This is a genomic window from Chryseobacterium sp. Leaf405, from assembly GCF_001425355.1.
Taxonomy (GTDB): domain Bacteria; phylum Bacteroidota; class Bacteroidia; order Flavobacteriales; family Weeksellaceae; genus Chryseobacterium.
In genome coordinates, this window is the sequence record NZ_LMQN01000012.1 from 102,262 (window position 1) to 123,885 (window position 21,624).

General features: G+C 36.2%; 18 protein-coding genes. 2 read left to right on the forward strand and 16 right to left on the reverse strand.

The genetic code is table 11. From position 1 onward, the window contains the following. Positions 1–9: 9 nt before the first annotated feature. A complete protein-coding gene (locus tag ASG22_RS21635) occupies positions 10–168 on the reverse strand; it encodes a helix-turn-helix domain-containing protein (protein WP_117590788.1) in 159 nt (52 codons plus the stop codon). Positions 169–267: 99 nt separating this feature from the next. On the opposite strand from ASG22_RS21635, the gene ASG22_RS06625 reads away from it, so the two are divergent. Together ASG22_RS06625 and pelA are read left to right on the forward strand one after the other, a co-directional pair. Beyond that, a complete protein-coding gene (locus tag ASG22_RS06625; RefSeq protein WP_055982366.1) occupies positions 268–1,452 on the forward strand; it encodes a DUF4861 family protein in 1,185 nt (394 codons plus the stop codon). A gap of 12 nt (positions 1,453–1,464) precedes the next feature. Beyond that, positions 1,465–2,487 (forward strand): pectate lyase, encoded by a 1,023-nt coding sequence (gene pelA, locus ASG22_RS06630; RefSeq protein WP_055982368.1) that lies wholly within the window; start codon positions 1,465–1,467, stop codon positions 2,485–2,487. Between the two features lie 100 nt (positions 2,488–2,587). Here the strand turns inward: pelA and ASG22_RS06635 are convergent, their stop codons facing one another. From ASG22_RS06635 to ASG22_RS06705, 15 genes are all read right to left on the reverse strand, one after another. Beyond that, complete coding sequence (locus ASG22_RS06635) at positions 2,588–3,703, reverse strand: polysaccharide lyase family 1 protein (protein WP_055982370.1); 1,116 nt, start codon at positions 3,701–3,703, stop codon at positions 2,588–2,590. 260 nt (positions 3,704–3,963) lie between these two features. Beyond that, a complete protein-coding gene (locus ASG22_RS06640; RefSeq protein WP_055982372.1) occupies positions 3,964–6,438 on the reverse strand; it encodes a glycosyl hydrolase family 95 catalytic domain-containing protein in 2,475 nt (824 codons plus the stop codon). Between the two features lie 45 nt (positions 6,439–6,483). Beyond that, positions 6,484–7,410 carry an alpha/beta hydrolase gene (locus tag ASG22_RS06645; protein ID WP_082504961.1) on the reverse strand — a complete coding sequence of 309 codons (927 nt, stop codon included), beginning with the start codon at positions 7,408–7,410 and terminating at the stop codon, positions 6,484–6,486. Positions 7,411–7,416: 6 nt separating this feature from the next. Continuing rightward, positions 7,417–8,316, reverse strand: a complete 900-nt coding sequence (locus ASG22_RS06650; protein ID WP_055982375.1) for an alpha/beta hydrolase — start codon at positions 8,314–8,316, stop codon at positions 7,417–7,419. A gap of 82 nt (positions 8,317–8,398) precedes the next feature. Next, positions 8,399–8,740, reverse strand: a complete 342-nt coding sequence (locus tag ASG22_RS06655; protein WP_055982376.1) for a cupin domain-containing protein — start codon at positions 8,738–8,740, stop codon at positions 8,399–8,401. 133 nt (positions 8,741–8,873) lie between these two features. Next, positions 8,874–9,611, reverse strand: coding sequence for a rhamnogalacturonan acetylesterase (locus ASG22_RS06660; RefSeq protein WP_055982378.1), 738 nt, complete (start codon positions 9,609–9,611; stop codon positions 8,874–8,876). Positions 9,612–9,627: 16 nt separating this feature from the next. Beyond that, a complete protein-coding gene (locus tag ASG22_RS06665) occupies positions 9,628–10,596 on the reverse strand; it encodes a pectinesterase family protein (protein WP_055982380.1) in 969 nt (322 codons plus the stop codon). A gap of 5 nt (positions 10,597–10,601) precedes the next feature. After that, a complete protein-coding gene (locus ASG22_RS06670; protein ID WP_082504962.1) occupies positions 10,602–11,513 on the reverse strand; it encodes an alpha/beta hydrolase in 912 nt (303 codons plus the stop codon). Positions 11,514–11,528: 15 nt separating this feature from the next. Next, on the reverse strand, positions 11,529–13,196 hold the full coding sequence (locus ASG22_RS06675; RefSeq protein WP_055983450.1) for a glycoside hydrolase family 28 protein: 1,668 nt from the start codon (positions 13,194–13,196) through the stop codon (positions 11,529–11,531). Positions 13,197–13,218: 22 nt separating this feature from the next. Further along, positions 13,219–14,874: a glycoside hydrolase 43 family protein gene (locus tag ASG22_RS06680; RefSeq protein ID WP_055982382.1), complete on the reverse strand. Its 1,656-nt coding sequence runs from the start codon at positions 14,872–14,874 to the stop codon at positions 13,219–13,221. A gap of 36 nt (positions 14,875–14,910) precedes the next feature. Beyond that, the gene (locus ASG22_RS06685; protein ID WP_082504963.1) at positions 14,911–16,170 is read right to left on the reverse strand and encodes a glycoside hydrolase family 105 protein; all 1,260 of its coding nucleotides are present in this window, start codon (positions 16,168–16,170) and stop codon (positions 14,911–14,913) included. Positions 16,171–16,181: 11 nt separating this feature from the next. Next, on the reverse strand, positions 16,182–17,180 hold the full coding sequence (locus ASG22_RS06690) for a DUF4861 family protein (RefSeq protein ID WP_055982385.1): 999 nt from the start codon (positions 17,178–17,180) through the stop codon (positions 16,182–16,184). A 58-nt stretch (positions 17,181–17,238) separates the two neighbouring features. Then, positions 17,239–18,651: a polysaccharide lyase family 1 protein gene (locus ASG22_RS06695; RefSeq protein WP_055982387.1), complete on the reverse strand. Its 1,413-nt coding sequence runs from the start codon at positions 18,649–18,651 to the stop codon at positions 17,239–17,241. Between the two features lie 40 nt (positions 18,652–18,691). Continuing rightward, positions 18,692–19,714, reverse strand: a complete 1,023-nt coding sequence (locus tag ASG22_RS06700) for a pectinesterase family protein (RefSeq protein ID WP_055982389.1) — start codon at positions 19,712–19,714, stop codon at positions 18,692–18,694. Positions 19,715–19,799: 85 nt separating this feature from the next. Beyond that, positions 19,800–21,623 carry a RagB/SusD family nutrient uptake outer membrane protein gene (locus tag ASG22_RS06705; protein WP_055982391.1) on the reverse strand — a complete coding sequence of 608 codons (1,824 nt, stop codon included), beginning with the start codon at positions 21,621–21,623 and terminating at the stop codon, positions 19,800–19,802. Position 21,624: the final 1 nt, after the last annotated feature.

The following is a 21,624-nucleotide window of genomic DNA, read 5'->3' on the forward strand; positions in this document are numbered from 1 at the left end:
AAATCTTAATCAGTGTAAGAAAAAACAAAGACAAAAAATGAATATGAAGTGAATGTATGATTGATGTATTGAAGAAGATAGAGTGAGCGCTTGCAGAAATGCAGGCGTTTTTATTTGATTTTTTTTCGTAATTATTTCAATCAGATGAATTTTTCTTTGGTGAATGATTTATGATATTCTGATTTTTAAGAAACTTTTAAGGACAATAATGGTTTGTGTTCAGCGATTTATCTTTACTTTTGGTAAATTAACTCAACAAAATAAATTATGTTAACAGTTAAAAAATCGGTCTTAACTCTAATTTGCGTAATCGGTTGCGCAAATGCGAATAATCTATCTGCTCAAAAGACTTTTGAGGTGAAAAATGCACTGGATTTTTCAAGAAGTGAGATTGTTTCAATTCCAATTGATAAACTGAAGAAGTTTTTAGGTAAAACCAAAGAAGCCGATATCAGAATAAAAAATAAAAGCGGAAAGTTAGTGCCAATTCAGTGGATCGATTATGATAATGACGGGAAGAATGATGAGTTGTTATTTCAGACAATTATTGATGCGAAGACTACCAATATATATACCATGTTCGCAGACGGAAAAACTCCGGTTCCTACACCTAAAGTTTCCACGTATTCAAGATTAGTTCCTGAAAGGGTAGATGACTATGCCTGGGAAAATGATAAAGTAGCGTTCAGAGTGTACGGTCCAAAAGGTCAGAAAGAAGCTGAGCAGGGAATAAAGGGAAGCACGCTTTCCAGTGGTGTCGATATTTGGTTTAAAAGTACAGATCGACTGATTATTAACAAATGGTACAAAGGATATTTGACCGATCCGATGTATTACCACAAAGATACAAGAGGCGAAGGTTACGATCCTTATTACGTTGGAGACAGTCGCGGAACGGGAGGAATCGGAATCTGGGTGAATGACAAGCTGCAGGTTTCAAAGAATTTTATCGCTTCAAGAACAATTTCCGAAGGTCCTCTGAGAACTGTTTTCGAACTAACCTATTTTCCGTGGAGTGATTATAAAGTAAAAGAAACAAAAATTATTTCATTGGATATTGGTTCTAATTTTTCCAGATTCGAATCTACTTTTGAGTCTGAAAAACCTGTTCCAAACTATACGATCGGAATTAGTCTTCACAAAAACGAAGGGCTTTCAAAAATCAATGACAGACAGGGATATTATCTTCATTGGGAGAAAATTGATGATGCTTTTGTTGGAGAAGGAGTGGTGGTAAATCCTAATATTGTTCAAAAATCAATTTCCCACAGAACAGAAACTCCGGATCAGAGCAATTTGCTCATTATTACCCGACCTCAGAAAAAGCTCACGTATTATGCAGGATTTGCCTGGCAGAAAAGCGGCCAGATTCAAAATCAGGATGATTGGGAAAAAATGTTGGAAAAGCAGGCTAAAATTGTCGCCAGCCCTTTAGAAGTAGAATTTAAATAGATTATTGAAGATATGAATTTTAAAATATACACGCTCGCATTCGGGCTCATTGCCATTAATTTTTCGGCTCAGGTAAAGGATACTCTGGCTGAAAAGATGTTGCAATATCAGCTTCCGAACGGTGGTTGGGGAAAACAGCTTGAAGATAAATCTGTGGTAAATTACAATCTGCCGATCGATAAAGATCTTCTGAGAAAAATAAAAGCAACAGGTGATGATCATGCAACGATTGATAATAATGCAACTTCAAGAGAAATCAATGGTTTAATAAAAGCCTATTCAACCACAAAAAATCCTGAATACCTAAAATCTGCGGAGAAAGGAATCAGCTATCTTTTGCTAATGCAGTATAAAAACGGTGGATTTCCTCAATACTATCCGAATAAAGGATTATACCGAAAACAAGTGACGTACAATGATAATGCAATGATTAATGCGATGACAGTTTTGTACAATGTGGCAGAAGGAAAGAATGATTTTGATGTTGTTGACTCCAAACTGAAAGAAAAATCAAAAATTGCCGTACAAAAAGGTATTGAATGTATTTTGAAAACTCAAGTCCTGCAAAAAGGAGTGCCATCGATTTGGGGAGATCAGTATAATGAAATTACCCTTCAGCCCGATAAAGCAAGAGCTTTTGAACCGATTTCTTTAGCTACTGCAGAATCCGTGGGAATTGTAAGGTTTTTAATGTTACAACCCGTAACTCCGGAAATTGAGAAATCGGTTAAATCAGCAATAAAATGGTTTAAAGCAAATGATATTGAAGGTTATAGCTACAATGTGGCTAAGCAAAACGGAAAAACAGTAAGAGTGCTGGCAGAAGATAAAAATTCTGTAATCTGGGCAAGATTTTATGATATTGTCACGAATAAACCTCTGTTTGGAGATCGTGACGGAAGCGTGAAATACAACTATTACGAAGTTTCTGAAGAAAGAAGGAACGGATACAGCTGGTACGGAGATTTTGCGGATAAGTTAATCAACAAAGAATATCCAAAATGGCTGGAAAAAAATAAAATTTCTGATCAATAGATTATTTCAGATTCACAAATTGTTAGGTAATGTAGTGAAACTTTATTTTCAAGAAAAAAGACTGAGAATTTCTCAGTCTTTCTTGCTTTATAAGATTTAATTATAATGAATTACAGATATTCCCCGTTAAGGTAGCTCCTGCATTTGATGTCACATCAGATTTTACAGAAGATAAAGAAAGAGTAGGGATAGTGTAAGGCGGAGTAAATGCTGTACCACTTCCTACTTTGTTTCCGGTAACATTGGTAAATGTGTTGTTTGAAGTCACTGTAACTGCAGTGTAACCACTCATTAAGTTAATCGGTTCATTCACATTTTCAAATACATTTCCATCTACACGAATATTCGCCTGAACGCCTGCTGCAATACATTTGTTGCTTACAGGACTGTTGAAATAGCTATTCAAAATATGGATTTTTCCGAATCTCACTCTTGGCATGCGCTCTTTGCATCCAGGTGCCCACCAGCAACGAACAAACGTTACATTCAGTTTTCCTGCATCAGCTGTTGCACCGTCGCTTGAGCCGATAAGGTTTGAGAATCTGTGGTCATCAGTTCCACCAGAACCTCCAGCTTTTGCCGGTTTCAAATAATGGAATTTAGTGTAAGAAACCGTAACAAAATCAGATTTATTCTTGATGTCAAAATTTCCGTCTACACCGTCTCTGAATTCACAATGATCAATCCAGACATTTCTACAATCATCCAGAATCGCATTGTCCCAACCGTCTGTATCATAAGCTCCCGGTCCTTCAAAAATCAGGTTTCTTACCACAATATTGTTACATCTTTTAATGTTGATAATTCCGGAACCGTCTTTCGTCTGATTTGTTGAAACTAATTTTGCACCGCTTGTCCCGTAAATTGTTTTTCCGGTTTGATCCTGAAGAGATAAACGAGTCGTGATGGTAATTGTTCCTGTAACCTTAATAACTTTTACAGCCGTATTTTCAATCGCTGATTTTAATTGAGCATACGTTGTGACAGTTGTTTCAGCAGCTGTTCCGCCTCCGGTGGTTCCTCCGTTTTGTGAAGCCCAGCCTGGAGCAACGCAATTAGCCAAAGGTACCACAGTCTTGGAAGCAAGAGAGTTACTTTTACCCTGATTTTGGCTTTCGGTTAGGTCTGTTTTCATGTCATCCTGACCGCAGCTGATCAATGCAAAAGAAGAAGTTAAAACTGCTGCAAATAAGGCAGATTTGATTTTTAATTTCATAGTAGAATATAATTTTTGATTAACATGATCAAAATTATATAATTTGTATTGATTTGTTTTATATGTTGAGGTATTAATATTTATATAATTATAATGTTGAATATTTATTTGATTCAATCGGTTACATTTTATATTATGCATAAAATAATATATTCGCTTAAAGTTTAAATAAAAAATCTCCCAAAGATTTTATAAACTTGACAGAACTTCTGCGTAATCTATAAAATCTGCGGGAGATTAATTTTTATGCCGAAATAAATTTATTTCACTTTAAAAGAGTATGATTTACCTGCTTTCGTTTCAAAATCAAAAATTTTGGTTTCGGGAACGGCATAACCTTTCAATTCTGCTTTTTCAGAAATAAGTGGAGTTTTAATGGAATTCACCTGATAATATTCGTTAGGATTTTCTCCGTTTGCCTCCGCTAATTCTGGATTAGATTTAAATTGAATATCTTTTGCAATTCTGATTCTTGCGTTGCCTCCCAAAGTAGATTTTATGACTAATTTTGTCAGTTTAGAATCTTCCCAATCCATATCAATTTCAAAACCTCCTCTTGCTTTCAGTCCTGTAACAGAACCATTGAGTAAAGCATCAGGAAGTGCCGGCAAAATGTAAATATAACCATCATAACTTTGCAGTAACATTTCTGCGATTCCCGATGTACATCCGAAATTTCCATCAATCTGAAACGGTGGATGTGCATCCAGAAGATTAGGATAAGTTCCTCCGGACTGACCTTGCGTTTCCATCGGAGCAGGCGTTAATTGATCTGAAATTAATTTAAAAGCACGGTTTCCATCCAGTAATCTTGCCCACCAGTTCACTTTCCAGCCCATCGACCAACCTGTTGATTTATCACCTCTGTACGTCATAGAGTTTTTTGCAGCTTCCGTTAAATCAGGATTTCTAAACGGCGAAATCTGACCGGCAGGAAACAATCCGTACAAATGAGAAATATGTCTGTGTTGATCGGTTGTTTTATCCATATCTGTCAGCCATTCCTGCAATTGTGCATGTTGCCCGATCTGCATTGGCGGAAGTTGGTCTAAAGCAGTTTTTACCTCATCAGACAATTCCTGATCTTCATTGAGAATTTTTGAAGCATTAATGAAATTATTAAACACATCAAAAACCAATTGATTATCCATTGTCGTTCCTGCAGTAATTCCGATACCTTTTAAATAGGTGTTTTCCGGTGACATCGAAGGGGAAACAACCAGATAATTTCCTGACGGCTCCGGCTGAAGAGTATCTACATAAAATAATGCAACTCCTTTTAAAGCGTTATAATATTTCTTTAAAAATTCTTTATCTCCGGTGTACAAATAGTGATTCCAAAGATGCTGAGTCAGCCACGCACCACCCATCGGCCACATTCCGTAGAAACCACCGTCTACGATTCCGGTAATTCTCCACAAATCGGTATTGTGATGCATATTCCAGCCTCTTGCGTGGTACATTTCTCTGGCAGATTCCTGTCCGGTCACCGATAAATCCTCAATCATGTCAAACAAAGGCTCGTGCATTTCGCTGAGGTTGGTATTTTCCGCCGGCCAATAATTCATTTCTGTATTAATGTTCACCGTGTATTTGCTGTCCCAAGCGGGATTCAGCTGATAATTCCAGATTCCCTGGAGATTGGCAGGCTGCGTTCCCTGTTGTGAAGACGAAATCAAAAGATAACGGCCAAACTGGAAATATAAAGCCACCAAATCAGGATCGCTTGAAGTTCCGAATTCTTTAATTCTGATGTCGGTTGTTTTTTTCGACTGTTCGGTAGTTCCTAAATCTAAACTGACACGCTTAAAATAGGTCTGATATTTTTCAATATGAGCTTTTAACTCATCCTGATATTTTTTCTTTATAGCATTATTTAAATATTCCGTAACTTTTGCATGAGGATTTCCCGAAAGATCATCATATTTCTTGAAATTGGTAGCAATAGAAACATACAGTATCACTTCATTTGATCCGGAAATGTTGATTTTATTTTTTGTTGAGCTTATTTTCCCCCCTCTTATCACAGGCACAGCTACGGTCTTGAATTTAATTTTTCCAATTTTATTATCAACAGAACCACTTGTTCCATTGATGATCAGCTGATTACTCTGCGTGAAAACAGACTGTATTTTGTGTGGAGTAGAAGCACTGATAGAAAAATTAAGGCTTCCGTTTTTACTGGAAGTTAGTCTGATGATAACCACATTATCCACAAAAGAAGAGAAAATTTCACGTTTGTAAGTCACCCCTTTTACTTTATAAGAAACGGTGCTTACTGCTTTATCAATATCTAATGTTCTGCTGTAATTTTTAAAATTTTCATGACCTTTAAAATCCAGAAACAAATCTCCCATGGTCTGATACGGCATTCCATAATTCAGATCTTTAGGGGCTTGTCTCGGATAGGTTTTGTTGGAAAGATTTTGTGCTTCCTCAAATTTATCGGCATTCAGGAGTTTCCTGATCTTCTGAATACTGTCGAATGTATTTTTAGGGACATTATTTCCCGGTTCACCTGCCCAGATTGTTTCTTCATTAAGTTGAAGATGTTCCTGAGCAACTCCTCCAAAAACCATAGCTCCTAATCTTCCGTTTCCGATGGGAAGTGCTTCGTTCCAGTTTTCTGCTGGTTTATCGTAGGTTAATTTTAAATTTTTTTGAGCCTGTAGCGAAACAGAAACTAATATTCCGCAAGCCAGTAACAAAATTTTATGTTGAATAATTTTAAGCATATTACTTTAAATTTTATAAAAACTTCAAGTAATTACATGGAGCAATTACTTCTTGCTGATGGTTTTCAACCAATCGCTGCAAACTTCTTTCCAATGGTCTGTTAATTCAGATTTATTGGAAATTCCAATGTTATGTTCGCCTTCAGGAAAAATAAATAGAGCACCTTTTACTTTATTTTTAATCATCGCTTCGTAATACATCATGCTATTAATTACAGGAACTGCAGGATCATTCTGTGCATGGAATAAAATGGTTGGCGGCGTTTTTTCCGTTACCCGATTCTGCATAGAATATTCTTTAATTTTTTCTGCTGATGCATTTTCACCCAACAAATTATCCCGACTTCCTTTGTGGGCAAATTCTCCAAGATCAATTACTGGAGAAACGAGTATTGCAAAATTAGGAATTGTGGAGATAGCAGACAAATCACCTTTTAATTCTGTATAATCTTTAGAAATATTGCTTGCCATCGCCGCTAAATGTCCGCCTGCTGAAGTTCCCAACACTCCGATCTGGTCGGGTGAAATTCCATATTGGGAAGCATTTTTCCTGATTAATTTTATGGCAGCCTGAATATCCTGCAACGGTCCGATTTCTCTTTGCTTTAAATCTAGAGAAGTCGGTAAACGATAATTCAAAACAAAAGCTGAGATCCCCAATGTATTCAACCATTTTGCATAAGAATATCCCCCCAGATCATAGGTTAAATGATGATAACCTCCACCAGGAATGATGATTACAGCCATAGGCTTTCGCTCTTCTTTTGCCGGTAAAAAAGCAAACAGCTCAGCTTCCTGAATTTGGGTAATTCTGCCTTCTTTTTCTTCAAGGATATTTAATTTTAACCCTTTAGAATTGGGCATTTCACCTTTTGGCCAAACGGTAATTTTCTGTTGAGCGAATAATTGTATTCCGATAAAAATGCTGAAAATTAAGATGAATTTTTTCATTGCTAAAAATGTATTACTCATTACCAATTATTTATTACTTATCGTTTTAAGCCAGTCTGAGCATAATTTTTTCCAGTTTTCAGTCAATTCACTTTTATTGGTAATTGAAAAACGGTGACCGCCTTCAGGAAAAATAAATAAAGCTCCTTTTACTTTATTTTGTGTCATTGCTTTGAAATATAACATACTGTTCATCGGTGGAACTGCCGTGTCATCCTGATTATGAAATAAAATCGTTGGCGGTGTTTTTGGGGTCACTCTGTTTTGCATAGAATATTCCTTGATTTTTTCTGCTGAAGCGTTTTCTCCAAGCAAGCTGTCCCGACTTCCCTTGTGGGCAAATTCACCGAAATCAATAACCGGACAAAATAAAACGGCAAAGTCGGGAATGGTTGAAATACTTTCCCAATCGTCTTTTAATTGGGTATAATCTGTGGTAATATTGCTTACACTTGTTGCTAAATGCCCACCGGCTGAAGTTCCAACTACGCCTACAAGATTGGGCGAAATTCCCCATTGAGTAGCATTTTTACGAATATATTTAATAGAAGCCTGAATATCCTGTAATGGAGCAATTTCTCTCTGAACTAAATCTGATGAGGTTGGCAATCTGTAGTTTAACACAAAAGCGGAAATTCCTTGCGTATTCATCCATTTCGCAATTTGAAAAGCACCTTCATCGTACGTCAGTTTAGAATATCCGCCCCCGGGAATAATAATCACCGACATTTGCTTTCTTTCTTTCATTGGAGGCAAAAAAACAAAAAGTTCAGGTTCTTTTAATTCTGCGAGTTCCTTTTTCTTCTTGGTTTTCGATGTCAAAATTTTGGAATTGGGCATTTCACCTTTTGGCCAAAACATGAGTTTTTCCTGTGCGGAAAATTGAATGAATAGGAAAGTAAGTACTATGAAAACTGTTTTTTTCATGTTTTAATTTTTAATGTCAAAAAACATATTATTAAAAAACCTCACAGGCTTTTGTAATCTGTGAGGTTTAATATTTTAAAATTTAATCTTTTAAGAAATCCTCTCGGAAAGGAGTAAAGGCATCAATCAACTGCCCTGCTTCCAAACATTTTACACCATGGAAAATATTGGGTTGGGTAAAAAATCCGTCGCCTTTTTGTAAAACTTTGGTTTCTCCGTCAACAGTAACTTCAAATTTCCCTTCTGCAACGTAAGTGATCTGAGAATGGAAATGCTGGTGTAATGCGCCAACGGCATCTTTTTCAAACTTCACAATTACCATCATTACCTGAGAATTGTACCCTACAAATTGTCTGGAAACTCCGCTTCCTAAATCTTCCCATTCGGAATTACCATCAAAGAATGGTTCTTTTTTGAAATTCATTTTTATTTGATTTTGAATTTTTTACGCTACATTTATGCATATTGTCATTCTGAACGAAATGAAGTATAGTGAAGAATCTATTCTTATAAATTGAAATTCCTTCTTAGTCAGAATGAAAAAATTGCGTTAAAACTTATTTAATATATTTCTCCAACCCTGTTTTCAGAGGCTTCAAAGATTTTACCGCCAATTTTGCAACAGATTCTGCTCCCAATTTTGATAAATGGGTATCATCTGCTTTATCTTTATCATAATACGCATTTTCGCCTGCTTTAAAATGTAAATGTAGTAGTTTTGATTTTTCCGGACCGTAAGCAATTTCAAGTTGTTCAGTTAATAACTGCATATCCACAAACGGAACTTTCATATCATTGGCAACCATTCTTACCACCAACGGATATTCTTTGTGAGTATCTATTAATACTCCGTTTTCATTGAAATTTCTTCTGGTAATGGAAGTCATCAGAATTGGTGTTGCCCCTTTTGCTCTGGCTTCATTCACATATCTTTCCAGATTGGCTCTATATTGTGTATAAGGATTGGTGAATTTCGTGGAATCTTTGAACTTCTGATCGTTATGACCAAACTGGATAATCACAAAATCTCCTTTTTTCAGTTGTTTTTCTACTTTGTCCCATCTTCCTTCTGTTCTGAAACTTTTTGAGCTTCTTCCGTTCATCGCATGATTCTGAATTTCAATTCCCGTTGTGAAAAATTGTGCCAAGACTTGTCCCCAGCCATGTTCCGGATTTTTATCTGGATTTTCCTTGTTTGCCATGGTGGAATCACCGATTAAGAAAAGTGTAGGTTTTTGTTGAGCAAGGAATAAAGTGGAAATTGTAATGCTTATTATTAAAAGTATCTTTTTCATTTTAAAATTTATTTCATTATTTATTTGGATTCCAATTATTAAAAATCTTTTCTAATGTGTAATTCTTTAAATCTTTTTTGACCAATTGATGTGACCAGCTTACCCGTTTTGAGGTATTTCCGCCATCACCTTTGCTTCCGAATTCTGCATAATAAACTGTTTTTTCTTTATCAGGGAACATTTTATCACCTTTCCAAGGATTCCAGCCTTCCGGGAGAATGTGTTTTCCCATTTCAGTATTGATGAAAACTGTTTTTGCGAAAGGTCGCCACGGTCTTCCTAAATATACTTTGGTAATGCCTTCTTTGGCAACTAATTTACAGTCGAAAAAGATAAAACCATATTGTCTGTCGGGTTCCGTTGCTGCTGCAGTGATGTAAGAATCGGCCAAACTTTTAATCGTACAATTCTTAAAAACAACCGTTGCCTGCCCGAAAATGAAATCTGTTGTTCCTTCAATATAACAGTTTTCAAAATATTGTCTGCTGTGGTTGGTCGCTGCATAAACGGTATCCTGACAACCCAAAATATTTGAGTTTTTGATCACAAAACGGTCGCCTTCCACATGGAGAGAAACTGCCTGTCCTTCGTTACATGAAGAATTTTGAATAGTCAGATTACTGATTTTAACATCATCGCCCATCACCAGTAAAGTATAGGAATTGAAGGTCGTCATTTTTTCGTTAGACGAATCCAATTTCCCTGAAAAATCATTGTTGGTAATGATGGTATTGTCTTTATTTTCGCCTTCTAACGTGATTTTATGTTTTGAAGACGAAATAACTACTTTTTCATTATATGTTCCGGATTTAATAAAAACCAATGCTTCCGCTGGTCCCAAATCTCTTATGGAATTAATCGCCTTCTGAATCGATGTAAAATCTCCGCTTCCGTCTTTGGCAACCGTAATTTTAATATAAGGATCATTACCTGCAAACATAAAATTTGCTATCGAAATAAAGAGAATCAAAAATAATTTTTTCATAAAACTTATTTTAAAACTTTATCTAAAAAATCAACTGTTAAATTCAATGTTTCTGTAAACCAAGGTTCAGCTGACCAGAATGAGTGTGGCGTATCTTTAATTTCATGAAACTCAGTTGGAATATTATAACTCTTTAATTTTTTCATCATATCGTCTCTACCTGCATGAAATCTTGGTTGCGAACTGTTGATGAAAAGGGTAGGAGGTGTGTTTTTATCAACATATTCAAGAGGTGAAGCTTCCTTCCAGATTTTCGGATTGTCTTTTTGCTGATAACCCAGCCAATAAGCATCGTACGTTCCTTCTTTCCCGGACTCTTCATGAACAAAAGAAACAACGCCATCGACATTCACGATAGCCTGAATTTTATTCTTTTTCTTTACACCGACCAAAGTTGCAATCTGCGCACCTGCAGATTCACCTAAAACCACCATTTTCTTTTTGTTTAAAGAATATTTTTGATGATTTTTCTTTAACCATTCAATTCCGGTTTCAATATCTTCAACTCCGGCGGGATATTTTGCTACATCAGCCAATCGATAACCGATAGCGATCACAACATAACCTTTTGAGGCTAGTTCCATCGCCATGAATTTCTCATTTTCCTTGCTTCCCGAAATCCAGCCGCCGCCGTGAACCATTGCAATTCCCGGATATTTTTTTGATTTATCTGAAGGATAATAAATATCTGCTTTTAACGAAAGTCCATTGATATTTGCATATTCAACATCTTTATCTATTTTGATATTTTGCGGAACTGCCCGTTCGATGGAAGTGACAAATGGATATTTCTTCTTGAATTTTTCAAATGTACCTTCAGTCGTGTAAGGAGTGGCATTCGGTCGATTAACCTGTCCGAATGCCATTGTCCCTACAAAAAAAATAGAAATATAAGTATGTTTTCTGTTAAAAATCATTCGCTTATGGAATTTTTATTTAACTGCATTTTTCGTTACATCTGTCCCGATAGAAAGTAAATTTTTATCAGACATTACTTCTTTTGGTAATAATACCGATCCTGTTTTATTTCCTAAAACTTTCACAACAGGTTTATTTGCAGATTCAAATTTTACCGTTGAAAGATTGATATTTTTACTGTTGTAAATGGTTGCCCCCGCTCCTTCAGTATATTTCAGCTTTACATTTTTCAATTGAATGCCATCTGCATCAATGATTGTCATTGCCTTTTTTGTATCAAACTGAGAATCTTCAATGACGATGTTTTTGAGATTCATTTCTGCTAAACCGAACAATGTAATTGCTTCATAAGAATTCACTGCGTTGATGTTTTTGAAGAAAATATTTCTAAAAACTGGAGTTTCCTCTGTTACGGGATATACTTTTTCCGGTGCTTTGTTGCCTTCCTGTTTCTGTCCGTCCTCCAACACAGGAGATGCTCCTTCATAGAACATATTGAATCCAATTACCTGTGTCGGAATGTTGATCATATCAATATTTTTGATGTAAATATTTTCAACAATTCCACCTCTTCCACGGGTTGTTTTGAAACGAAGACCAATATCGGTTCCGATGAAAGTACAATCTGACACATGAATATTTCTTGCGCCACCAGACATTTCACTTCCTATCACAAAACCTCCGTGACCGTGATACACGACATTATTTTTAATGATGACATTTTCAGTTGGCATTCCTCTTTTTCTGCCGTCCTGATCTTTTCCTGATTTAATACAAATCGCATCATCACCAACGTCGAACGTATTATCGTAAATCAACACATTTTTACAAGATTCTAAATCTACACCGTCACCATTCTGAGAAAACCAGGGATTTCTAACCGTAAGATTTCTTAAAATAACGTTCGAACACATCAATGGATGCAGGTTCCATGCCGGTGAATTCTGGAAAGTAGGTCCGTCTAACAACACTTTGTCGCAACCCACCAAACTTACCATTACGGGACGAAGAAAATCTTTAACTGTTACCAGTTCTTCCTTAGAAATTTTATCAGGAACATTGAAACTTGAACTGCTTTCAAATCCTTTTTTATAACTTTCTGAAGGATACCAGTTTTTACCGTCAGCAGATAAAATTCCACCAGATTTTACAATTTCTTTCCATTCAGATTCTGCAACTTTGCTTTTTTTAATGGCTCTCCAGGCATCACCGCTTCCATCGATTACTCCTTTTCCTGTGATGGCAATGTTAGTTGCGTTTTTTGCTGAAATCGGAGACTGACAACGGATGGTATTTAATCCTTCAAAACTTACATCAACCAAAGGATAATCTGCTTTATCTTTACTGAAAATGATGAAAGCACCTTCTTCGATATGAAGATTGATGTTGCTTTTTAATACAATTGGACCTGTTAGCCACATTCCTCTCGGAACAACTAATTTTCCGCCGCCTTTTTTGCTTAAATCGTCGATTGCTTTTTTGAAAGCTTCTGTATTTTTTATATTTCCTCCTGCAACACCACCGTATTGAGTGATGGAAACTGTGTTCGCTGCAAAAGAAGTTTCCGCAACCTGAGGCATTTTAAACTCAATATTTTTATAAATATCTACATTCTGAGCATAGATCTGCCCTGAAAACATCATTGCTGCTACTAATCCTATAACTTTAAGAGACTTCTTCATTTTATTTTTTTGAGTTTTAAATTTAATTTTTTGTAATTCTGAACCAATCAAAATCGGCATAGCCACCACGGTTTGCTTTTTGTGTGCTTACAGAATATAATCCCACTTTAGCGCCGATCCATTTTCCTGGTTTTGCCTGAAAAATGTCACCCGCTTTTATGAAATTTTTTCCGTTTTCGCTGTAGCTGAACTGGCACAGACCGTTCGGTTCGTTTACATTCACTTTTAAATAGGCTTCGTTTCCTTTTAATTTTGTTTCAAACAAAACCTTTTCCTCACCACCTTTATCTGCTTTTTCGGCTCTTCTTAACTGGATATAAAATCCATCCGGTTTATTGGTAATTACAATCGATTCATGATCTAATCCCATTACTAAAAGTCCCGCAGTTTTTCCTTCTTTAGCATCTTCAGGCGTTAATTTAACTTTTGTTGATGCTGCAAAATTCGGTGCCGGAAATTTCTGCGTTAATAAATTGGGAACATTCCAGAGATTTTTTTCACCTTCAGGAACTTTCATAGAAAATAATCTTAAAAATTTCTGTCCGGGAAGCTTGGATGACCAAACGATATTCTCGTTCGCACTCCATTGCCATTGAATTCCTAATTTTTCACCATCAAATTCATCCGTTTCGGGAGGTGTAACGACAGGATAGGATTTTCCTACGTTTGGTTTTTTATAGGTTAAAACCGGTTCACCGATTCCGTTTTTATTGTTATCGATTCCGATTACTGGCCAGTCTTTTTCCCATTTCATTGGTTGTAAGTGAACAACTCTTCCGCCTGCATCAATATCCTGAAAATGATAGAACCAATCTTCACCCGAAGGCGTATCTACCCAAGCTCCCTGATGTGGTCCGTTGATTTTTGTTGAACCTTGCTCCAACACCACTTTTTCCTCATAAGGACCGTAAATATTTTTTGATCTCAATACCAACTGCCAACCTGTAGCCACGCCACCTGCCGGAGCGAAAATATAGTAATAGCCGTTTCTTTTATACATTTTCGGACCTTCAACGGTTGGATGTGCATCGTGACCGTCGAAAACATGAACGCCTTTATCCAGAACTTTTGTTCCTTCAGGATTCATCTTATTCAGAGATAAAATACTTTTTACTCCTGCTCGGCTTCCTGCCCAACCATGAACTAAATAAGCATTTCCGTCTTCATCCCAGAACGGACAAGAATCAATTAATCCTTTTCCTTCCATGACCAAAACAGGTTTTTCCCAAGTGCCAAGAGGATCTTTGGTTTTCACCATATAAATTCCAAAATCAGGATCTCCCCAATAAATATAGAATTCCCCTTTATGAAATCTGATACTGGGAGCCCAAACTCCGTCTCCTCTTTTTGGTGTAGAGAAATGTTCATTCGGAAGAACATCCGGAAGTGCATAATTCACCAATTTCCAGTTTACCATGTCTTTTGAATGAAGAATGGGTAATCCGGGAGCTTCATTGAAACTTGAAGCTGTCATATAATAATCGTCACCGACACGAATCGCATCCGGATCGGAATAATCTGCGTATAAGATAGGGTTTTTGTAATTTTTTCCCTGATCGGCAGTCCAGACTTCGGAAACGTAATTTTTTTCCTGTGCGTTAAGATATGTTGAAGCAACTGAAAATAATGTAATTGCTGCGATATTTAAAATTTTTGTCCTTATAAAATCCAGATTCATTGTTTAGGTAATAGGAGTTATATTGCAGTGCTTAGTTTATTTTTCAAACTCTAAACTTGCCAAGATGAAAGGTCCTGTTCCTTTTCCGTCATTTGAACGGATCTCTTCGTTTACGTAATATTCATAAGAACCGTCTCTGTAAGGTTTTCCTCCTAATCCGGCAACTGCACAACATTTATTTAGATTAACGACTCCATTTTCATCAACAGTAATTAAGTTTTTGATAATTCCGTCGTAGCCTTTTTTTGCTGCTGTTTTGTATGATTTTGGAAGATAGCCCTCATTAACCGATTTGATAATGGTATAAACGAACATTGATGATGCTGTTGCTTCTTCATAATTACCGTTTGCCAATGGCTTATCCAGTACCTGATACCAAAGACCGGAGTTTTTATCCTGAACTTTAATAACCGCATCAGCATAAGATTTTATATAAGAAATTAATCTAGCTCTTCCCGGATGGTCTTTCGGTAAATAATCCAATACATCTACCATTGCCATTCCGTACCAGCCCATTGCTCTTCCCCAGAAATTTTGAGAAAGTCCTGTTTCTTTGTTTGCCCAGGCTTCTTTTTTACTTTCATCCCAAGCGTGATATAGCAATCCTGTTTTTTTGTCTAAAAGGTTTTTCTGAACAGAATCAAACTGGAAAACAATATCATCATACGCTTTTTGAGCATCAGCTCCTTTAGTAAAATCTTTCGTATAGTGCGTGTAGAAAGGCATTCCCATATACAAACCATCTAACCAAACCTGATTAGGATAGATTTTTTTATGCCAGAAAGATCCTTCATTGGTTCTCGGCTGTCCGTCGATTTGTAAGCGAAGCGTTTGTAGTGCTTTCAGGTATTTCTCTTTTTTCTCTTTTTCATAAAGATATAGAAGAACATTTCCGCTGTTAAGCATATCAATATTATACTTGTCAAGATCGTAGGTGAGAATGGTACCGTCGTCTTTAATCAAGTCTTTACCGAAATTACTGATATAGTTGTAATATTCTTTTTTGCCTGTTTTGGCATATACTTTTTCTGCACCGTCTAAAACAATCGCAGAAGGGTAAGTCCATTTCGGACTTTTACTGAAATCAAGCATCCAGGCTTCCGGGAAACGGTGCATTTCGGAAAGCAGCATTCTTTCAGACCATTTCAGGTTGACAGGAACTACTTTTCCTGATTTTGAAGTTTCAGTTGTTGGTTTTGCCGCAGTTGCGCTTTTGGTCTGCGCACATGCCAGGAACATTCCTGAGCCTAGAATGGCAACAGCGTATAGTTTTATTTTGTGATTGATGAAATTCATTATATATAGTTTTAAAGTTGATTATTCTGATCTAAAGTTTCCAGTTTTTTATCTAAATCCTTGTAAAATTCTTCTTCAGTTTTTAAACCGTTCGACTCCTGTGACCAAGCTCCTAAAAAGTAGTAAGATACATTTTTTGTTTTCTTAAAAACTACTGTATGAGTAGACTTTGTCTTTACATATTTATCAAAACTTTCGAGAGGGTAGAAGACTGCCATTCCCAGATTATCTTCTTTTTTGGCTAAAGTCTGCTTTCCGTAAGTCGCAATATAACCCCATTTTTTATTTTTACTGATTCCCTGTTTCGTCGGGATATCTTTGAAAGCAACAATTCCAGTGCATAAACCTGAAATGGTATTACTTAATTTCAAATCTACTTTTACAAAACGGTCTTTGTTAAAGATAGTCAATTTAGAAGTTAAATCGATTGCATCGCCCCAGGTTTTCCATCCTATGTAATCGATTGCAGCATACGATTGATCTTTTTCATTTACTACTTTTACAGCAGTATTTTTTACGATTTTAAAAGTTTCAACAAAATCATTCTGTTCGTCATACCTTCCGTAAGAACCGACACCAATGGTACGACCGGATTTCAAAATATCCTGTCCCCAAGCTGCATCGTGATGATACGATTCAAAACCGTCCTGTCCGACTTCGGGCAAAACCAATGTGTTGACTTTTTTACCGAAAATATCTGTCGCATTTCTCCAATCTAAATATAACCTGTATCCGATCTGATTGTTTTCCAGACCAATACCTTCATATTTGATGTATGTGGAATGATCAGTGTGAGATTCCGGAATCGCTAATTGCTGAATATTTTTGAAATTTCCGCCAATGTATTTATCACCTTCCCATTTTCCGCCTTCTTTTACAGCAAGTTCTGCATAAGAAAAAGGTGCCTTAGGATTTTTCTTAATTTTTTCGATGACAGAAGTCTGAGCCAACGTAAATGCTGAACTCAAAAATGCTCCTGCACATGCTATTTTAAGTAAACTGAATTTCATAATATTTTTTTATTAGATAACCGATTTAATTAAAAGTTTTCATGGTTACTCAAATTTTTTATTGTTGATCGGTTATTTTTTTAACAATATCATTGAAATATACTTCAATATTGTCGTAGTTTTTATCTAAATCTCTTCCATTGGCATTAGCAATTTTTGGATTTAATTGATGCTTAATTTCCCACTCATCGGGCATTCCGTCGTTGTCTGAATCGATGATAGGTTTTCCCTGTTTCAAATCCGGAAATCCACCGACATCATTTTGAGAATCGATGATTCCGTTTGTGCTTCCTTTAGAACCTTTATAAGTGAAGCTTCCGTTTTTTACATCTTTCAACACATGTAAATCTACTGCATCCCTTACCAAACTTGCTCCTCCAATCTGCAAAATTTTCTCGTAAGCTGCCTTCGGAGAATCTGTTTTTACATTATTCTGAATATCGTGAGGTTTGCTGATTTTGATTTCGTTTTTATCTTTATCCGTAAGATTGTAGGAGGGTTTCATCTGACTGAAAACGCCTTCCGTCCAATTGTCTTTTGTCACTTCCTGATTTCCTTCAACTACATTTCCGTTGATGTAATATTTCCCCCAAATATTGTAGACTTCAGTTCCCTGTTTTTCATTTTTATCGATGGCAACAATTCGTTGCTTGATCATTGTTGCAGGTCCGGGTTTGTAGTAATTATTAACAATATTTACATTCATTCCTTCACCACCATATACATTGTTGTGCCCCCAATTATAAATGACATTATTTCTGAAATCGGTAAGATCGGTCAACGCAAATTTACTTCCTGCATATTCTCCCAATCTCGGGTTTCTGCTGTCGTGATGGGCGTAAATATTATGATGAAAAGAGGCAAATTTTCCTCCTGCAATTCCGCCATATCCGTGAGCCCCTTTTTGGTGGGCAGAATTTCTTAAACTTTCTGCAATTACACACCATTGAAGTGTTGTATTTTCGTTAACGTAAATGGAAACCGTTTCATCTGTAGACCAGCTCATCGAGCAATGGTCCACAATCAAATTTTTGATGAATCTTGCGCCCAATGCATCGCCTTCAAACTTTTTCTGATCACCCATTCTGAAACGCATGTAACGTATAACCACATTATCTGCACCAACAAAAGTTTCGTAGTTGGCAACTGTAATTCCGTCTCCTGGAGCAGTCTGCCCGGCAATGGTGACATCGCCTTCTTTTATTTTTAAAGGTGATTCTAAATAAATGGTTCCGGCAGTTTTAAAAACAATATATCTCGGACCTTTTTGGTCTAAGGCATATCTCAATGTTCCTTCTGATCCGTCATCAGCCAATTTATTAACAGTATAAACTTTTCCGCCACGTCCTCCGGTTGTATATCTTCCAAACCCTTCTGCACCGGGAAAAATTAACACGTTCTGAGCATTTGCTAATGTGGAAATACCGCAAACAATTCCTACCGTTAATAGTTTTGTGAAGTGTTTTTTCATAATTGAAAATTCTTTGGTGTCTTGATGATTTGGGTTTAAATTATTTTAAACTTTTTTTCGGATTCCAGTTATCTTTTCCTTTAAGAATGTTATTTGTTGAGTATTTTTTTCTTTCTTCTTTGGCTAATTGATGTGACCATGAAACTCTTTTTGTTGCATTTGCCCCAACCCCTTGCGAATTAAATTCTCCGTAAAAAGTTGTCTTTTCTGCATCAGGCTTGCTCCAGTTGTGCCATCCTTCAGGTTTTATGGTTGAGTTCATTTCGCAATCGATGTAAACTGTCTTTGCAAATGGTCTCCACGGTCTTCCTAAATAAACTGAGTTTTCTTTGGCATTTCCGATAATTTTTGAATTGATGAAAACAAATCCGAATTCATTTTCTTGTGGAGTGGAAGCGGCTGTCACATAGTTTGCCGTTTCTTTAGAATAAATAGTACAGTTTTCAAAAACGGCTGTTCCGGCTCCGAAAATGTAATCGGTTGTACCTTCGATATAGCAGTTTTTAAAATAATTTCTTGAAGGTTTTGTTTTATCAGGTGAATCCTGAACACCTTTTAAATAAAGAGTATCCTGATTTCCTAAGAATCTGCAGTTTTCGAAAGCAATTCTGTCACCAGAAGTCAAAACGGCAACCGCTTGTCCGACTCTGCCTGAACTGTTGTCAAATGAAATATTTTTAGCTGTAAAGTCATTTGAATAAATAAAAATCGTAGAGGAATTTGTTGTTCCTATATCTTTTCCTTCCGAATTCTTTTTTGAAGCGAAATCATCATAGGTAATGATGGTGTTTTCAGGATTTTCTCCTTCTAATAAAATCGCTCCTTTGGTTTCCGGAATGATAATTTTCTCTTTGTAAATTCCGGATTTAATTAAAATTTTCGTTCTTGTAGATGAACTGTTTTCAACGGCATCGATAGCTTGTTGTACTGTAGTAAAGTTGCCTTTTCCGTCTTTCGAAACCACGATTATTTTATCATTAGTTTTGAAAGAAAGAAGACTGATTAATATGATCGATAATACTGAAAAAACTTTAAAATTTTTAAGAAAAGTGGAAGCTTTCATTGAAAGATTTTTTAGTTAAAATACAGACTTATCCTTTTAAAAAGGAAAAGCCTGTATTTTCTTAAATATGAATGTGAAATTTTATCTAATAACCGTAATCCTGTGTAAGATTATAGTTAGAATTAACAACGTCTAATGCTAATGGAAGCAATTCTTTTCTGTTAGGCTGGAAATAATATGCATAACTCTTAACCGGATCACCACTGATGTACGGCTGAGTCATTGCTAATCTCCAGTTTACTTTCGTATATCCTGAAGGTGTTGCCACACTTTGGTTTGGGCTATAGAAAATATCTGCCTTCGCAACCCCTGTAGTTGTATAAAAATCGATATCTGAAACGTTTTGCTGAGCCGTTTTTGTTGGAGTATAAGCTACTTTTTTATAGAAAATATATTCCGGAACATTGGCGTAAGCTCCTGTACCGTTCATGAACTGGGTAAGCTTAGCTTTTGTTTCGTTAATTTTAGTTTCCAATAAATTCCAACGGATAAGATCGTACTTTCTAAGTCCTTCTCCACCGAATTCCAATTGTCTTTCTTTAACAATATAATTGAAGAATCCTGTTTTATCTGTAGGAATAGTTCCCACTTGACCTAAATTACCTGCATATGCTCTTTCTCTTACTGATGTAACAGCGTTTATTGCTAAAGTTGAAGGTCCGTCATTTAATTCATTGTCTGCTTCAGCAAACATCAATAGAACATCAGAGTATCTTAACAATGGCCAGTCGATTCCAAGGTTCTGAGAAGTTCCTGTAATAGTTGTCCAAGATTTTCTGAATTTACCATCGTTCCAGTTGATGGATGTTTGAAGTTCTTCCTGTTTTGAAGTGTTAACTCGGAAAATAGCAATGTTTACGTCTCTTCTTACATCATATTTTGTAAACTCATAGAAATATACAGGAATAGCATTTATTCCTCCGGAAGATTTCCAGTCTGTATCATCGTGTCTCAATCCATTATAATAACCGATTTTACTGTCTGTTCTTGAATTTCCTCCGAATGCTCCGATTGCATAGATAACTTCATTCGTTGCATCCTGAGTATTAGTATGCAATGACCTGAATAATCCTTCATAACTTGGATTCAGTTGGTGTTGTCCCGAGTTGATGATGTCTTTACACTCATCATACGCAATCTGATAATATTTTTGAGGATTTGAGCCCTGTAGCATCTGTTGGGGAGCTCTTCTTAGTGAATAACCCGCTCTTGCCAATGCGATTCTTGCTCTTAATCCTTTAACGGCTCCTTTTGAAATTCTTTGAGCAGTAGTAGCACCTTCAGATCTCCAAGGAACAAGACTTTCCGCTTTTAATAAATCATCAAGAATTTTGTCATAGATAATATCCCTGTCTGTTTTTGGAAGATACAAATCAGTAAGATCAGAAGATGGTACATCTTGAAAAGGTACATCTCCCCAGTTTTTGATAAGATCGTAATAAAACTGAGCTCTTAATGTTAAAGCTTCACCCAAATATCTGTTCATTAAAACCTTATCTGCTGCTGAACCAGTTTGCATAACCGGTGAAAGCGGGATATTTTTAATAATAAGGTTTGCTCTCTCGATTCCTGCATAGGTATCTAAGAAAGGTTTTATAAGTTCTGTATTTGTTGGAATAGCTCCAAAACAGCTGATTCCTCTTCTATCATTAGCATTAAAATCACCAGAAGTTCTTAAATCATCACCAGATTGAGTAAGGATAAGATTCATTCTTTGCCCATAGGTATTGTCACCCATAGTAGCGTTATAGACTCCAACTAATGCAGAGAATGTATCTGAAGCTGAGTCGAATTGTTGCTTTTCTGCAGTATTGGATAAACTTTCCACATCCAGATATTGTTCACATGAATTTAATGAAATCAATCCTGCAATGGAAAAAATTATAGCTAAAAATTTATTTTTCTTCATA

What these genes read in the sequence shown, in the direction of transcription:
- ASG22_RS06685 (WP_082504963.1), bottom strand. Translation starts at nt 16,170, where the DNA reads ATGAATTTCATCAATCACAAAATAAAACTATACGCTGTTGCCATTCTA.
- ASG22_RS06705 (WP_055982391.1), bottom strand. Translation starts at nt 21,623, where the DNA reads ATGAAGAAAAATAAATTTTTAGCTATAATTTTTTCCATTGCAGGATTG.
- ASG22_RS06640 (WP_055982372.1), bottom strand. Translation starts at nt 6,438, where the DNA reads ATGCTTAAAATTATTCAACATAAAATTTTGTTACTGGCTTGCGGAATA.
- ASG22_RS06665 (WP_055982380.1), bottom strand. Translation starts at nt 10,596, where the DNA reads ATGAAAAAATTATTTTTGATTCTCTTTATTTCGATAGCAAATTTTATG.
- ASG22_RS06700 (WP_055982389.1), bottom strand. Translation starts at nt 19,714, where the DNA reads ATGAAAGCTTCCACTTTTCTTAAAAATTTTAAAGTTTTTTCAGTATTA.
- ASG22_RS06690 (WP_055982385.1), bottom strand. Translation starts at nt 17,180, where the DNA reads ATGAAATTCAGTTTACTTAAAATAGCATGTGCAGGAGCATTTTTGAGT.
- ASG22_RS06635 (WP_055982370.1), bottom strand. Translation starts at nt 3,703, where the DNA reads ATGAAATTAAAAATCAAATCTGCCTTATTTGCAGCAGTTTTAACTTCT.
- ASG22_RS06655 (WP_055982376.1), bottom strand. Translation starts at nt 8,740, where the DNA reads ATGAATTTCAAAAAAGAACCATTCTTTGATGGTAATTCCGAATGGGAA.
- ASG22_RS06625 (WP_055982366.1), top strand. Translation starts at nt 268, where the DNA reads ATGTTAACAGTTAAAAAATCGGTCTTAACTCTAATTTGCGTAATCGGT.
- ASG22_RS06670 (WP_082504962.1), bottom strand. Translation starts at nt 11,513, where the DNA reads ATGATTTTTAACAGAAAACATACTTATATTTCTATTTTTTTTGTAGGG.
- ASG22_RS06675 (WP_055983450.1), bottom strand. Translation starts at nt 13,196, where the DNA reads ATGAAGAAGTCTCTTAAAGTTATAGGATTAGTAGCAGCAATGATGTTT.
- pelA (WP_055982368.1), top strand. Translation starts at nt 1,465, where the DNA reads ATGAATTTTAAAATATACACGCTCGCATTCGGGCTCATTGCCATTAAT.
- ASG22_RS06660 (WP_055982378.1), bottom strand. Translation starts at nt 9,611, where the DNA reads ATGAAAAAGATACTTTTAATAATAAGCATTACAATTTCCACTTTATTC.
- ASG22_RS06695 (WP_055982387.1), bottom strand. Translation starts at nt 18,651, where the DNA reads ATGAAAAAACACTTCACAAAACTATTAACGGTAGGAATTGTTTGCGGT.
- ASG22_RS06650 (WP_055982375.1), bottom strand. Translation starts at nt 8,316, where the DNA reads ATGAAAAAAACAGTTTTCATAGTACTTACTTTCCTATTCATTCAATTT.
- ASG22_RS06645 (WP_082504961.1), bottom strand. Translation starts at nt 7,410, where the DNA reads ATGAGTAATACATTTTTAGCAATGAAAAAATTCATCTTAATTTTCAGC.
- ASG22_RS06680 (WP_055982382.1), bottom strand. Translation starts at nt 14,874, where the DNA reads ATGAATCTGGATTTTATAAGGACAAAAATTTTAAATATCGCAGCAATT.